This window comes from Pseudomonas sp. UYEF17 (genome assembly GCF_040546125.1).
Classification (GTDB): Bacteria; Pseudomonadota; Gammaproteobacteria; order Pseudomonadales; family Pseudomonadaceae; genus Aquipseudomonas; species Aquipseudomonas putida_Z.
The window spans coordinates 25,085-38,750 of sequence record NZ_JBEPNE010000018.1 but is presented as its reverse complement, the minus strand read 5'-3'; the positions used below and the strand labels follow the sequence as shown (position 1 = coordinate 38,750).

Sequence of the window (13,666 nt, the reverse complement as noted above, 5' to 3'; positions counted from 1 at the left end):
TCATTTCGCCTTCACCACCACGGCGGTGATGTTGTCAGGGGCGCCACGGGTCAGCCCCAGGTGCACCAGGCTGCGGACCACCTGATAGGGGTCGGCGTGGCCGAGCACGTCGGCGATCTCGTGGTCTTCGGCGGTCTTGTTCAAGCCGTCGCTGCACAGCAGGTAGGTGTCGCCCGGCTGTACCTGCACATCCACCGCCTGGAGTTCGAGCTGGTCCTCGACGCCGATGGCGCGGGTGACGATGTTGCCGCGCGGGTGCACGCGGGCTTCGGCCTCGTTGAGCAGGCCGCTGTCCTGCAGTTCCTGGACATAGCTGTGGTCATGCGACAGGCGCTCGATGCGACCATCGCGCAGCCGATACAGGCGGCTGTCACCGGCCCACAGGCCTACCGCCCGGTCGCCGCGGGCGGCCAGGATCACCACCGTGCTGCCCATCATCGCCACGCCCCGGCGCAAGGTCTCCTCGCGTACGGCGCTGTTGACCTGGGCCAAGGTGTGGCGCAAGGCCTGGGTGAAATCCTCCAGCCCATCGATGAGCGGCAACTGGCGCAGGCTGTCCACGGCCAGGCTGCTCACATAGTCGCCGGCGGCATGCCCACCCATGCCGTCGGCAACGGCCCACAGGCCATCCCAGGTCAGCTCCAGGCAGGCGTCTTCGTTGATCTTGCGGACCATGCCTACATGGCTGTAGCTGGCCGCGCTGTAGTGCACGCGGCTCATGCTGGTCTCGCCTCGCTGCCCAGCAGGAACGCGGCGAACTGCTCGCTGCGCGGCAGGCCCTGGCTACGCAGCAGGCCAGGTGCGATCTGCTCGCTGCCCAGGCCCCACCACAAGCTCATGCCTTCGCAGGCACATTCGGCCAGGGCCAACGCCCTGCCCTGCGGCGTGCTGCCGTCCAGCCGCTGCAACCCGCCCACGGCTACACGTGGCCCCTGCAGCAGCGGCCGGGGTTGGTCGAAAGGCTGCAAGGCTGCCTCGAAATGCTCGAAAGCCGCATCCGCTTCAAGCGTGCCCAGCAAAGCCGCCTCGACACCTTCGAACCACTCATCGGCCCCACCAACGATGCCTGCGATCGCCACCCCGGGCTCCAGCACCTGCGCCACGCTCAGCGGAAAATACCGCCCCACCCGGTCGATGCTCGGCATCAGCACGCCGACCACCGCGTCCGGGCCACACACCCCAGGCGCCATGGCAAAGCGCCACAACGGGCTGACCAGGTAGGCCTGCAGCCAGGCCTCGCCAAGCGCCTGCTGGCTGGCCTGGATACCGGCGGCCAGCCACTGGTCCCAGGGCTGGATGAAGGTCTGTGGCAAGCCACGGCTGACGAAGTCGCCGCGGCAGGCCAGTTTTCCGTAGAAACCCACGTCGTTCACAGATGCTCCGGCAGGCTGAAACCGCTGACCACTCGGCTGCGGAACGGGTTGAAGGCGCTGCTGGCACGCAGCTCGTACGACACGCTGGCGCCATCCACGCGCAAACGCAGGTTGAAACGCTCCGGCGAGCTGCCAGCCACCAGGTCGGCCTGGTCGAGCAGGCGGAACCACGCCCATGGGCCCTCCACGGTCAGCCCCGAACGGCCGCTGGCCGATGGCGGCGCGATCGACAGGCGAACCACGCCGATGCTGTTCGGGTTGGGCCACTGCAACGCCACCGGGCGGCTCGGGCCGTGGTCGTAGCTGACTTGCTGGCCGTCGAGATCGAGCAGGAACTGGGTGATGCTCGCGTCCATCGCCACCGGCTTGAGCTCAAAACGCACGCTTGGCTGCAGGCCGTTACCGCTGCGGAAGAACGCATCGCGGATGGTCGCCGCGCGCTGGAAGGTGTACAGCACATTGCCGCTGATCCCGAGCTTCTGCGCAGCGCCCGGCTGCCAGCTCCAAGGCGTGCTGGAAGTATTGACGTAGGGCTGCAGGTACTTGCGGAAGTAGTTGTCCATCACCCCGCCGACCCCGAAGAACTGGCCGAAGTCTTCCAGGGTGGCGTCACGCGAGCTGCCGGCCACCAGCGGGTAGCGGCCGCTGAGCGACTGGCGGTAGACATTCAGTACTTCGCTGGCCCAGGCGGCATTGAGCTGGTTGCGCACCCCGCCCATGACGATGCCATGGGTCGAGCCGAGTACCGAACTGACCAGGTTCTGCACCACCCTGGGCTGGCGCGCCGCGCCGAGGGCTACCCGTTGCGCCGCAGCCTGGGCCTGGTTCTTGGCCTCGCCGAGCAAGGCGTCGCCGCTGGCACCGACCATGGCGCTGACCTGCACGTACAGCGCATTGAGGTCGGTGAGCAAGCCGTCGATGGCGGCGGGCTGGCCTTCACCGCTGCCGACCAGCGTGGCCAGCTCGGCGAAGTGCGCGGTCACCGGGTCCTGCGTGCGGGCCGCGGGGCTGTCGACGGGCAGCGGCGCGTCGCCGAGCAGCCCGCCAAGGCGCTGGCGCAGCTGGTCGACACCGGCCTGCTCGGCCTTGTCCTGGACCTTGTCGAGCGTGGTCGGCTGCGCCAGGTTGGTTTCACGGGCCACCGCCTGCAGCAGCTGCTTCATCGGCGAGGTCGGCCCGGACAGCACCCGCAGCACGTCGGCGGCTTGGCCAACGCTGGTGACAGGCACGACGTCCAGGTCGTCGAGCAGGGCATCCCAGTGGCGGATGTAATCCTGGTAGTAGAGTTGCTGCACATCGTCGGCCAGGCGTTTGGCATCGCCCGCTTCGCCCGGCGCGCGGCCCAGTACCCAGCGTTCCTCGGCCAGCGTGGTGCTCTGCGCCAGGCTGGCGGCGAGAAATGCCTGGCGGTAGCCCTGCACGGTGAACAGCCCCGGCAGCGGCTCGCTCAACGGCTTGCCGCTCTTGAAGCGAAACACCAGGGCGGCATCACGCCCGGCAGCGTCGCTGACGCGGAAGTCTTCGACCCCGCGTGGCAGCTTCTGGCGCTTGACCCGGTCGTAAACACGCTGGGCCACCGGCAACTGCTGCAGCTGGCGACGGGTGTCGTCGATCAGGCGCTGGTCCAGGCGTGCGTTCGGCGGACGTTTCTCGAACAGCGCCGCCAGGTGCTGCCCCAGGGCTTGACGCAGGTCGGGCGCAAGGTCGCGGGGTAACTGGCGCTCCCAGTCGAGGGTGATCCAGGCCTTGATGAAGTCTGGGTCGTAGTGCTCGGCATCGGCCAGCATCAGGTAGGCCTTGAGCCCTTCATAGAGGTAATCGGATGGTCCCCCGGCATACAGCTGTTCCTCGATGCGGGTGACCAGGCGCGGGGCGAAAATGGCGATCAGCAGTTTGCGGTACAGGCTCTGCGATTCGCTTTCGAGCATGTCGCCCTGGTACAGGCCCAGGCCCTCGGCCCAGCTGGGAGGGTCGTCGGCCAGGTGGCGGACGGCGTTGAGCAGCGGCAGCACGTCGACCACGTTGCGCTGCGCAGGGCTCAAGCCTTGCACGCTTTTGCCCAGTGGCTGAAGGCGGCTGTCGACTTCGGCGATGTATTGCTGGTTGGCCCGGTAACTGAGGGCCCACAAGGTCCCGACCAGCAGCACCAGCGCCACGCTCACGGCCAGCGCACCACGGGCGATCCACCGGCGCCGCCGCTCCACCTTGGGGTTGCTGCCAACCAGGCCGCGCTCGGCGAAGGCCACGGCAGTGAACAACCGCTCGATGAAATAGCTGCGCCCGCTACCGCTCTGGCGTGCCAGGTGCGCACGGTCCAGGCCCATACTCTGGGCCATGCTGCCGATCAGCCGGTCGATGGGGCTGCCTTCCTGGGTGCCGCTGGTGAAGTACACACCACGCAGCAACGCCCGTGCCTCGAAGGCGTTGGGCTTGAAGATGCCGTCGAGGAAGGCCTTGAGGTTGCCACGCAGGGCGGCGAACTGTTGCACGAAGCCGTAGACAAGGTCGCGCCGGGCCGGGTCGCGTTCCTGTTGCAGGCGCTCGACCAGGCGCTCACCGAGCCGCCGTTCGAGCAATGCGAACTCGTTGTCGAACTGCGCCAACGGGCCGTCAGCGCCCTGCTCGAGAGTATCCAGCGGGAAGGTCATGCCCCACACCTGGGCGCGTTCGTCCTTGCCCAGGTTGTCGAAGAACTCCATGAAGCCCGGCACCAGGTCGAGCTTGGTCAGCATCAGGTAAACCGGGAAGCGCACGCCCAGCTGACTGTACAGCTCCTGGATGCGCGCGCGGATCGCCGCGGCGTGGGCGGCGCGCTCGGCGTCGCTGCCCAGCAGCAGGTCGGACAGGCTGATGGCGATGAATGCACCGTCGATGGGGCGGCGCGAGCGCTGGGTCTTGAGCAGGTCGAGAAAGCCCAGCCAGGCCGCCTTGTCGACCTGGGCGTGGCTGTCCTGGGTGGTGTAGCGGCCGGCAGTGTCGAGCAGCACCGCCTGGTCGGTGAACCACCAGTCGCAGTTGCGCGTGCCGCCCACACCGCGGATGGCGCCCTCGCCCAGTTGCGCGGCCAGCGGGAAGTGCAGGCCGGAGTTGACCAGCGCGGTGGTCTTGCCCGAGCCGGGCGGGCCGATGATCACGTACCACGGCAGCTCGTAAAGGTTGCGACGCTCGTCACCGCCCAGACGGGCCTTCTTCAACAGGGCCAAGGCCTCGTCCATGCGCTGGCGCAGCGCCGCCAGCTCTTCGGTGGTGGCCACGCTGGCAGGGTCCGGGGCGGTTTCTGCGGCCAGGCTCTGCATGACCTTGGCCGCCTGCCGGCGCGCCTGCACGATGCGCCAGGCGCGGTAGCCGCCCCACAGGGCGAACAGCAGGACGATCAGCAGCCAGCGTGGCGTGGGCGACGCCAGCATGTCCAGCAACGGCCCGACGAACCAGATGATCAGGCTCAGGGCGATCAGGCCCAGCAGCGGGATCACCCAGCGAATGACAAAACTGAAAAACGCCTTCACTCGACGCCCTCCGCCAGAACGGTGATTTCAACCCGGCGATTCTTCGCCCGGCCCTGCGCGGTGTCGTTCGACGCCAGTGGTTCGGTGTCGCTCAGCCCTTGGGCGCTGAAGCGCTCGGGTTGCCCGGTGCGCGCGGCGAGGATGCCCTTGACCTCTTCGGCGCGCGCTTGCGACAACGCCCAGTTGGACGGGAAGCGCAACGTCGCGATGCGCTGGTTGTCGCTGTGCCCGGTGACCCGGACATTGCCCTTGACCTTGGCCACTGCCTCGGCGATGCGCAGCATCAGCGGCTGGAAATCGCCCTTGATGCTGGCGCTGGCGCTGGCGAACAGCTCGTCACCGCGAATGGTCACCACCGAGCGGTCGACCGCGTCTTCGACTGAAACCCGGCCGGCCTTGATGTCATCGGCGAGGAACCCGGCCAGGCGCGGGCGCTCCACGGGCTTGGGCTGCAGCACCGGGCGGTCCATGGCTTGTACCGGGATTTCGCCCAGCGCGTGGATACCCCGGAACACCGGCTCGGCATCGGCGGCCAGCTTCAGGCGCAGGCCGAACAACAGCAGCAACAGCAATGCCGCGGCCACCGCCAGGCCCACCCATGGCGGCACGAACTGGGCCAGGCGGTCACGGCTGACAGCCACCCCACGCCAGTGTGGCGAGAGTTCGCGCTCACGCTCGCCACGGGCACTGCGAATTGCCGCAGCGGTGCGCTCGCGCAGCGCTTCGAGCTGGGCGCGGCCATCGTTCATGACCCGGTAGCGGCCCTCGAAGCCGAGGCTGGTGCACAGGTACAACAGCTCCAGCAGGTTCAGGCGTTCGCGCGGGCTCTGCAGGCAATGCTCCATCAGCTGGAACACCTTCTCACCACCCCAGGCCTCGTTGTGCACCGTGATCAGCAAGCTCTGGCGGCTCCAGTCGCTGGCACTGCCCCACGGCGTGCTGAGCACTGCCTCGTCCAGCGCGGTGCATAGCGCATAGCGCGCCAGCAGCACCTCGTTGCGCACCACCCCGGCGGCTTCGGCACGGGTCTCGAACTGGCGCAGATAGGCCAGCAACTGCGCCCGCAGGCTGGCCGGCGCCGAATGAGCGATGGTGTTGCGCAGGCGGGTAAGCAAGGCCAGCAACGGCCCGGCCGCCTGCTCGAGCGGGTTGACACCCACGCCCTGGCCAGGCGCCAGGGGCTCGGCCGGTACCTGCAACGGCGGCGGCTGCGGCGCTGGCGCGGTGGGTTGCGGGGCAGCGCGGCCACCGGGACGCGGCATGAACTGGGTACGGTCGTTGGCCTGCGGATCTTCCGGGTGCATCGCGGGTTATCCTCGAATGGCCCAGAAGGCCAGGCTCAGGCCGGGGAACTCGCCGGCGACGTAGAAGGCAAAGCCACCGGAGTGTTGCAACTGCTTCCAGTGCTCGCTGCCCCGGTCGAGCTCGAAGTAGGTGGAGCCGGCATGGAACGGGATCTGCCGGGGCGCCACCGGCAACGGCAGCAGGCCGATGCCCGGCAGTTGCAGGTTGACCAGGTCGCGGATGTGCTCCACCGAGCCGATCTTGCTCTGTTGGCCAAAGCGGCTACGCAGCGTCTCGCTGGGCACATCGGCACGCACCACCAGGACGAAACTGGCGCTGTCGAGCAGGCTGCGGTCGGCAAGCATGCCAACGTGGATGCCGTAGGCCTTCTCGACGATGGGAATGGCCACCGCCTTGCTGTCGATCAGCGTCGACAAGGCCTCGCGCAAGGCTGCCATCACTGGCGCGAAGGTCGCCGCCAGGTCGTCGTGCTGATACACCGGGAAGCTGTGCGGGCGGCGGCCATCGCGGGTGAAGGTGGCGAACTCGCCAGCCAGGGCCACCAGCTCGCTGTACAGCCGCTCGGGGTGCAGCGGGCTCAGCTGGTTGAGGTGTTCGACCAGCGGCTGGGCGCGGTTGACCAGTTGCAGCAGCATGAAGTCGGCAATCTCCGACGCCCCGCCATTGGCCGAGGCGACCACCCTGCCCGCCAGCGCTTCGCCACGTTGGTGCAGCAGGCCCAGCAGCTCGCCGCAGAAGCCGGACAGTTGCTGGCTGGCCGCCACGTCGAGTACCGGCGGGATGTAGCTGTCATCCACCACCAGCGCGCGGTCGGCGCGCTTTTCGCGGATGCGCAGCATGCCGAGGGCGGCGTAGTCGCTCAGGCCGTCCTCGCTGCGCAGCAGGCGCAGGGCGCGGCTGCCGAGGGCCAGCGGGGCACGGTTCTCGAACGGCGCGTTGTCGTCACGCACCTCGCTGACACGGCTGACATAGCGGGCGCCAGCGACGGCTTCGCCCTCGTCGACGGTGTCGCGGGCCCCCGCCCGCTTGAGTGGCAGCCCCAGGTGGACAACGCCATCGCGCAGATCGTCGGGCACTTCCAGCGGCGCAGGTGGCAGGTCGTCGCGGGGGATGTCGAACGGCGTACCGTCGGGCAGCAAGCCACGGGCGCTGAGAATCGCCACCTTGCCCTGGGCAAGCAGGCCCTGGTCGAGCAGCAGCTCGGAGAACCCCCACGCGGCCACGCTCAGCGGCCGGTTGCGGGCGTCGACGAGGTGTTCGAGGTAGCGATCATGCTGTTGGAAATGCTGGGTCGTGATGAACATGCCTTCCGACCACACCACGCGATTGTTCCAGGACATGGGGACTCCGATTGCCTAGCGGGCAGGTTCAGGTTGTGGGGTGGCCACGGCGCTGCGCACGGCACGCACATCGAGGCTGATCTGATAGTCCCGCGGCGGCACCGGCAGCAGGCTGCGCCACTGGGCCTGGTCGATCTCGCGGTAACCGACCACCAGGCCGATGTGGCGAGTGGCAGGGTCGAGCGGACGTTCCAGGCGCAACTGGCCGCCGGGCTGCAACAGCACTTCGTCCTGGTCGATCAGGTCGGCGCCGAGGGTGGCCTGGGCGCGCTCGGCCAGGGCGAAGTAGTCGGCGCGGGCAAATGCGGCGCTGTTCTTCAACTCGTACAGGCGCACCCGTACCGGCGCAGGCGTGCCGCCAGGGCCCGGGTTCAGCCCCTCGGCGGCACTGAAATACAGGGTCACGGCTGCGCTGTCCGGTGCACTGTCGGCAGCGGGGGCAACCGGCGTGTCCTTGCTGCAGGCAGCCAGCAGCACCAGGCTCAGGGCTGCGACCAGTCGTATTGCTTTCATCCTTGTCCTCTTGACGTACCGTGGTCTTCCTGGGTGCGCTCAACTACGTTGCAAACGGCTGCTGTGGGCCTCGTAGGCGCGGCTGAATTCGCGGCCGAACAGTTCCTGGAAATCGTCTTCGGCTTCACGGGAGATCTGCCCGTAAAGCTCGGTGAACTGCTGCCAGCAGTGGGCCTGGCGCGAGCCACCGAACAACTTGGCCAGCCCAGCCGCAGGTGCCAGGCGCTGCTCCAGGCGCGCCGGCTGGAAACACGCGAGCAGGTGCTTGATTGCGGCCTGCACGCCCGCCATCACCGCCAGCTGGTGGGCGCGCACATCATCGAAGCTTTCGCGCACGGCCTGGTCCGGCGCCATGAACGCCTGGTTACCGTGACGCAGCAACAGCAGCAACGCCTCGTCGGCATTGGGGGCGAACTTCAGCGGGTTGTTCTGCACCGGGGCGATGGTGGTCTGCTGCATGCGAAACTCGCCCTTCAGGCTGCTGCGTGCACGCAACACGTCGATCAGGCCCTCCACCATCAAGCGGTAGCTCTGGCCGATGGCCTCCATTTGCGCTGCGGCGTCGGCGGCGTCGATGCGCAGGTGCTCGATACCGGCGCCGCGCAGGAACGCCTGCAGCAACGCATCGCTGCTTGCGGCTGGCGCAGGTGCGGCGACTGGTTCGCTTGCAGCAGGCTGTACAGGCGCTGCCGGAACGGCTGGCGCAGGCGGCGCAGTCGGGGTCGGGGCCGGGGTCTGTGCCGGTGCCGGTGCCGAGCCGAACAGGTTCCAGTCTTCCGGGATCATCCCCGGCGCAGCCGGTTCGGCGGCCGGGGCAGGCGCCACCACCGGGGTTGGCGGGCGGAAGTCGTGCTGCTGAGCCGGCACATGGTCGGGCTGGCTGACCGGCGGCACGCTCGAGGGGCCGAGGAAGTCGAACAGGTCAGGCAGCGTGTCGTGGTTCGACGCACCTTGCAGGAACGCAGCCGGCGCACCGGAAATCGGCGGGGCGGGAACGGCCGGGGCCGCCACCTGGTTGGCCATCAGCGCCTCGAAACTGTGTACCTGGGGTTCGCCCTCCAGGGCGCCAGGCAGGTTCGCCTCGATGCGCGCCTGTATCTCGTATTCCCCAATACGGATAACTTCGCCATCCAGTAACTGCTCACTGTTACCGCGACGCAAGCGAATACCGGCACGAACTAATTCCACACCGTTCGTACTGTCATCGGTCAAAAAATATCGCCCGTCCTTGAACTGGATCACACAATGCCGGGCCGATACCAACCGCTCGGGGTCAGGAAGTACCCAGTCATTATCCGCCGCACGGCCAAGCGTGATGGCACCGGTTTCCAGCCGCATCTCCGGGCATTGCCCGGGAGTAATCTTGTGGTAACTAGTGATAGTTAGGCAAAGTGCCATCACGCCTCCATGCATCCATTTAAAACATCAATCCATCCATTTGAGTTGTTTCCCCACAACCACTCAAATACAGCTGCACCCCTTGATTTACGGGGGCTTCGTGCACACAACCGAACATACGACGGCTATTCAACGCTAATGCCGAGGCTAACCGAATGGAATCGGACGAGTGGTGCTCGGTAACTGCCAACGGATTCACAGCTGGCACTCGGGGGCGCGTAGCTTACCTTGACACTCGCGAATAAATAAACCATAAATGCGCAACTTCGAAGTGCCAAAATAATATCACCATGATATCACCCCGGCACTCTTTGGAAAGTTTGTGCGCCAGTTCACACTTGCAACTTCGCACAACAACACGCCCTCACCAAGGGCCGATATGGAGATCGAATTCTGGTGAACGCATCGCCGCTGCTCGCCGCTGTTTCCGCTGACTTTCCCTGCGGCGATGACCTCGAATATGACGCCGAGTTTCTGCAACTGGAGCGTGACGCCCAGGGCCGCCCCGAGCGCGTCATGGGCGACGCCGTCCAGCCTGCCGAGCCACCACAGTGGCGCGATATCGAGCAGGCAAGCACGACCTTGCTGCAACGCAGCAAGGACCTGCGCATCACCCATTTCCTGCTTCAGGCCAACCTGGCCCTGCACGGCCTCCCAGGGCTTGCCGCCAGCCTGGAACTGATCCGCGATCTGCTCGGCGAGTACTGGCTGCACCTGCACCCACAACTGGACGCCGCCGACGACAACGACCCTACGGTACGGGTCAACGCCCTGGCCGGCCTGGCCTGCGACACCAACATCGCGCTGCTGCGTGACGCCGTGCTGGTGCGCTCCCGTGCCTTTGGCCCGGTCACCCTGCGCGCGGCACTGCACGCCGCAGGCGTGCAGCATTTCGCCAGCGAACAGCTCAGCGCCGAGGAACTGGCCGCCGCCCTGCGTGACGCCGACGCCGACCAGCTGCAGCAATGCCAAGAGGCGCTGCGGCTGGCCCGCGAGGCGGTGGACGCCATCGAGAGCCGGGTCAACGACCAGGTCGGGTCGGCCAGCGGTATCGATTTGTCAGCCTTGCGCCAGCCGCTGCGCCAGGTGCAGCAGGTACTGGCTGACTACTGCCCCGACGGGGCGGGCCCAGCCCCGCAAGCCGATGACACGCCGGCTGCCGAGCGCGATGACGAGCGGCAGGCGACCGCCAGTGCCGCCCCGGGCACACGGCCGGCTGCCCGCCCTGGTGAAGTCAACAGCCGCGAAGACGTGCAGCAGAGCCTTGACCGCCTGCTGCAGTACTACGCCCGCCACGAACCATCAAGCCCGCTGCCGGTACTGCTGCACCGGGCGAAGAAGCTGGTCAATGCCGATTTCGCAACCATTGTGCGCGACCTGATCCCCGATGGCTGGTCGCAATTCGAGAACCTGCGCGGCCCCGAGGACAACTGACGTCCTCGGCCCGCATCAACACCGACGCCCGCAACGAACAGCGCCGCCGTACCGGCGACCAGGAGGAACAACGTGGCGAAAGACAGCTCCCAGAAATTCATCGCGCGCAACCGTGCGCCGCGGGTGCAGATCGAATATGACGTCGAGCTCTACGGCGCCGAAAAGAAAGTCCAGTTGCCGTTCGTCATGGGCGTGCTGTCGGACCTTGCCGGCAAGCCGGCCGAGCCGCTGCCAGCGGTGGCCGAGCGCAAGTTCCTGGAAATCGACGTCGACAACTTCGACTCGCGCCTGAAGGCGATGAAGCCACGCGTGGCCTTCAACGTGCCCAACGAACTGACCGGCGAAGGCAACCTGAGCCTGGACATCACCTTCGAGAGCATGGACGACTTCAGCCCGGCCGCCGTGGCGCGCAAGGTCGACGCCCTCAACCAGCTGCTCGAGGCCCGCACCCAATTGGCCAACCTGCTGACCTACATGGACGGCAAGACCGGTGCCGAGGACATCATCCTCAAGGCCATCAAGGACCCGGCCCTGCTGCAAGCCCTGGCCAGCGCACCGAAACCCGTCGACAACGAGCCCAAGGCCTGAGGAGACAGCCCATGAACGATCCATTGCGCGACGCCCAGGCCCAGCCGGGAGCTGCCACCCAGGACCCGAGCGAGTTCGCCGCCCTGTTGCTGCAGGAATTCAAGCCCAAGACCGAACGTGCCAAGGAAGCGGTCGAAAGCGCCGTTCGTACCTTGGCCGAGCAGGCCCTGGCGCAGACCAGCCTGGTGTCCAACGATGCCATTGGCTCGATCGAGCAGATCATTGCCGCCATCGACGCCAAGCTGACCGCACAGGTCAACCAGATCATCCATCACAACGACTTCCAGCAGCTGGAAAGCGCCTGGCGTGGCCTGCATTACCTGGTCAACAACACCGAGAGCGACGAGCAACTGAAGATCCGCGTGCTCAACGTCTCGAAGACCGAGCTGCACAAGACCTTGAAGAAATTCAAGGGCACTGCCTGGGACCAGAGCCCGGTGTTCAAGAAACTGTACGAGGAAGAGTACGGCCAGTTCGGCGGCGAACCTTATGGCTGCCTGGTCGGCGACTACTACTTCGACCAGTCGCCACCCGACGTCGAGCTGCTGGGCGAAATGTCGAAGGTCTGCGCCTCGATGCACGCGCCGTTCATTGCCGCCGCCTCGCCGACCGTGATGGGCATGGGCTCCTGGCAGGAGCTGAGCAACCCGCGCGACCTGACCAAGATCTTCACCACCCCGGAATATGCTGGCTGGCGCTCGCTGCGTGAGTCCGAAGACTCGCGCTACATCGGCCTGACCATGCCGCGCTTCCTGGCGCGTCTGCCTTATGGCGCCAAGACCGACCCGGTCGAGGCATTTGCCTTCGAAGAAGACACCGACGGCGCCGACAGCAGCAAGTACACCTGGGCCAACGCCGCCTATGCCATGGCCGTGAACATCAACCGCTCGTTCAAGTACTACGGCTGGTGCTCGCGCATTCGTGGCGTGGAGTCGGGTGGCGAAGTGCAGGGCCTGCCGGCGCACACCTTCCCCACCGACGACGGTGGCGTGGACATGAAGTGCCCGACCGAAATCGCCATTTCCGACCGCCGCGAAGCGGAGCTGGCCAAGAACGGGTTCATGCCGCTGTTGCACAAGAAGAACACCGACTTCGCTGCCTTCATTGGTGCCCAGTCGCTGCAGAAGCCGGCCGAGTATGACGACCCGGACGCCACCGCCAACGCCAACCTGGCCGCGCGCCTGCCGTACCTGTTCGCCACCTGCCGCTTCGCTCACTACCTCAAGTGCATCGTTCGCGACAAGATCGGCTCGTTCAAGGAGAAGGACGAGATGCAGCGCTGGCTGCAGGACTGGATCCTCAACTACGTCGACGGCGACCCGGCGCACTCCACCGAGACCACCAAGGCCCAGCACCCGCTGGCAGCGGCCGAGGTTGTGGTCGAGGACGTCGAAGGCAACCCGGGTTACTACAACTCGCGCTTCTACCTGCGCCCGCACTACCAGCTCGAAGGGCTGACCGTGTCGCTGCGCCTGGTATCGAAGCTGCCTTCGGCCAAAGGGGCCTGACAGACTTCGGGGCCGCTTCGCGGCCCTTTCGCGACGCAAGGCCGCTCCTGCACAGAGGGCCGACGTCGTGTGTTGAGTGAGAGACCGACGCAGCTTCTGTAGGAGCGGCCTTGCGTCGCGAAAGGGCTGCGCAGCAGCCCCAACTGCACCAAACCGCCAACCTGACGCGTAATACCGAGGACACCATGGCTGTAGACATTTTCATCAAGATCGGCGACATCAAGGGCGAGTCCCACGACAAGGCCCATAAGGACGAAATCGACGTGCTCAACTGGAGCTGGGGCATGTCCCAGTCCGGCAACATGCACATGGGCAGCGGCGGCGGCTCGGGCAAGGTCAACATCCAGGACCTGTCGATCACCAAGTACATCGACAAGGCCAGCCCCAACCTGATGGCCCACTGCTCCAGCGGCAAGCACATCGACAAGGTCAAGCTGACCGTGCGCAAGGCCGGGGGCGAGAGCCAGGTCGAGTACCTGATTATCAACCTTGAAGAAGTCATCATCAGCTCGCTGAGCACTGGTGGCTCGGGCAGCGACGACCGCCTGACCGAGCACGTGACCCTGAACTTCGCCAAGGTCACCGTCGACTATCAGCCGCAGAAAGCCGACGGCACCAAGGAAGGCGGCCCGATCAAGTACGGCTGGAACATCCGCTCCAACGTCAAGATCTGACCGACCGCGCCCGCGCCGCCTTGGCTG

Annotated in this window: 11 protein-coding genes; 4 read left to right on the top strand and 7 right to left on the bottom strand. The window is 66.5% G+C overall.

The window, feature by feature from the left end; genetic code table 11:
• Genes ABIB24_RS21900 through tagH form a run of 7 tightly spaced genes read right to left on the bottom strand, consistent with a single transcriptional unit; the run spans nt 1 to nt 9,435 of the window.
• Entirely contained in the window at nt 1–720 is a 720-nt protein-coding gene (locus tag ABIB24_RS21900; protein ID WP_274079073.1) for a PP2C family protein-serine/threonine phosphatase, read from the bottom strand.
• The gene (gene tagF / locus ABIB24_RS21895; protein WP_354317215.1) at nt 717–1,373 is read right to left on the bottom strand and encodes a type VI secretion system-associated protein TagF; all 657 of its coding nucleotides are present in this window, start codon (nt 1,371–1,373) and stop codon (nt 717–719) included. Before tagF ends, ABIB24_RS21900 begins: the two co-directional genes overlap by 4 nt.
• Nucleotides 1,370–4,879 (bottom strand): type VI secretion system membrane subunit TssM, encoded by a 3,510-nt coding sequence (tssM, locus tag ABIB24_RS21890; RefSeq protein ID WP_137164679.1) that lies wholly within the window; start codon nt 4,877–4,879, stop codon nt 1,370–1,372. Before tssM ends, tagF begins: the two co-directional genes overlap by 4 nt.
• Nucleotides 4,876–6,183 (bottom strand): DotU family type VI secretion system protein, encoded by a 1,308-nt coding sequence (locus ABIB24_RS21885; protein ID WP_085692538.1) that lies wholly within the window; start codon nt 6,181–6,183, stop codon nt 4,876–4,878. Before ABIB24_RS21885 ends, tssM begins: the two co-directional genes overlap by 4 nt.
• A gap of 6 nt (nt 6,184–6,189) precedes the next feature.
• A complete protein-coding gene (gene tssK / locus ABIB24_RS21880) occupies nt 6,190–7,524 on the bottom strand; it encodes a type VI secretion system baseplate subunit TssK (RefSeq protein WP_025340310.1) in 1,335 nt (444 codons plus the stop codon).
• A gap of 15 nt (nt 7,525–7,539) precedes the next feature.
• Entirely contained in the window at nt 7,540–8,037 is a 498-nt protein-coding gene (tssJ, locus tag ABIB24_RS21875; RefSeq protein WP_274079077.1) for a type VI secretion system lipoprotein TssJ, read from the bottom strand.
• Nucleotides 8,038–8,076: 39 nt separating this feature from the next.
• The gene (gene tagH, locus ABIB24_RS21870) at nt 8,077–9,435 is read right to left on the bottom strand and encodes a type VI secretion system-associated FHA domain protein TagH (RefSeq protein WP_274079078.1); all 1,359 of its coding nucleotides are present in this window, start codon (nt 9,433–9,435) and stop codon (nt 8,077–8,079) included.
• A 396-nt stretch (nt 9,436–9,831) separates the two neighbouring features.
• On the opposite strand from tagH, the gene tssA reads away from it, so the two are divergent.
• From tssA to ABIB24_RS21850, 4 genes are all read left to right on the top strand, one after another.
• Nucleotides 9,832–10,869 carry a type VI secretion system protein TssA gene (gene tssA / locus ABIB24_RS21865; protein ID WP_137164681.1) on the top strand — a complete coding sequence of 346 codons (1,038 nt, stop codon included), beginning with the start codon at nt 9,832–9,834 and terminating at the stop codon, nt 10,867–10,869.
• Between the two features lie 72 nt (nt 10,870–10,941).
• Nucleotides 10,942–11,457, top strand: coding sequence for a type VI secretion system contractile sheath small subunit (tssB, locus tag ABIB24_RS21860; RefSeq protein ID WP_025340314.1), 516 nt, complete (start codon nt 10,942–10,944; stop codon nt 11,455–11,457).
• Nucleotides 11,458–11,468: 11 nt separating this feature from the next.
• On the top strand, nt 11,469–12,965 hold the full coding sequence (gene tssC / locus ABIB24_RS21855) for a type VI secretion system contractile sheath large subunit (protein ID WP_085706379.1): 1,497 nt from the start codon (nt 11,469–11,471) through the stop codon (nt 12,963–12,965).
• Between the two features lie 185 nt (nt 12,966–13,150).
• The gene (locus tag ABIB24_RS21850) at nt 13,151–13,639 is read left to right on the top strand and encodes an Hcp family type VI secretion system effector (protein WP_025340316.1); all 489 of its coding nucleotides are present in this window, start codon (nt 13,151–13,153) and stop codon (nt 13,637–13,639) included.
• Nucleotides 13,640–13,666 lie beyond the last annotated feature (27 nt).

What these genes read in the sequence shown, in the direction of transcription:
- ABIB24_RS21900 (WP_274079073.1), bottom strand. Translation starts at nt 720, where the DNA reads ATGAGCCGCGTGCACTACAGCGCGGCCAGCTACAGCCATGTAGGCATG.
- ABIB24_RS21885 (WP_085692538.1), bottom strand. Translation starts at nt 6,183, where the DNA reads ATGCACCCGGAAGATCCGCAGGCCAACGACCGTACCCAGTTCATGCCG.
- tssK (WP_025340310.1), bottom strand. Translation starts at nt 7,524, where the DNA reads ATGTCCTGGAACAATCGCGTGGTGTGGTCGGAAGGCATGTTCATCACG.
- tssJ (WP_274079077.1), bottom strand. Translation starts at nt 8,037, where the DNA reads ATGAAAGCAATACGACTGGTCGCAGCCCTGAGCCTGGTGCTGCTGGCT.
- tagH (WP_274079078.1), bottom strand. Translation starts at nt 9,435, where the DNA reads ATGGCACTTTGCCTAACTATCACTAGTTACCACAAGATTACTCCCGGG.
- tssC (WP_085706379.1), top strand. Translation starts at nt 11,469, where the DNA reads ATGAACGATCCATTGCGCGACGCCCAGGCCCAGCCGGGAGCTGCCACC.
- ABIB24_RS21850 (WP_025340316.1), top strand. Translation starts at nt 13,151, where the DNA reads ATGGCTGTAGACATTTTCATCAAGATCGGCGACATCAAGGGCGAGTCC.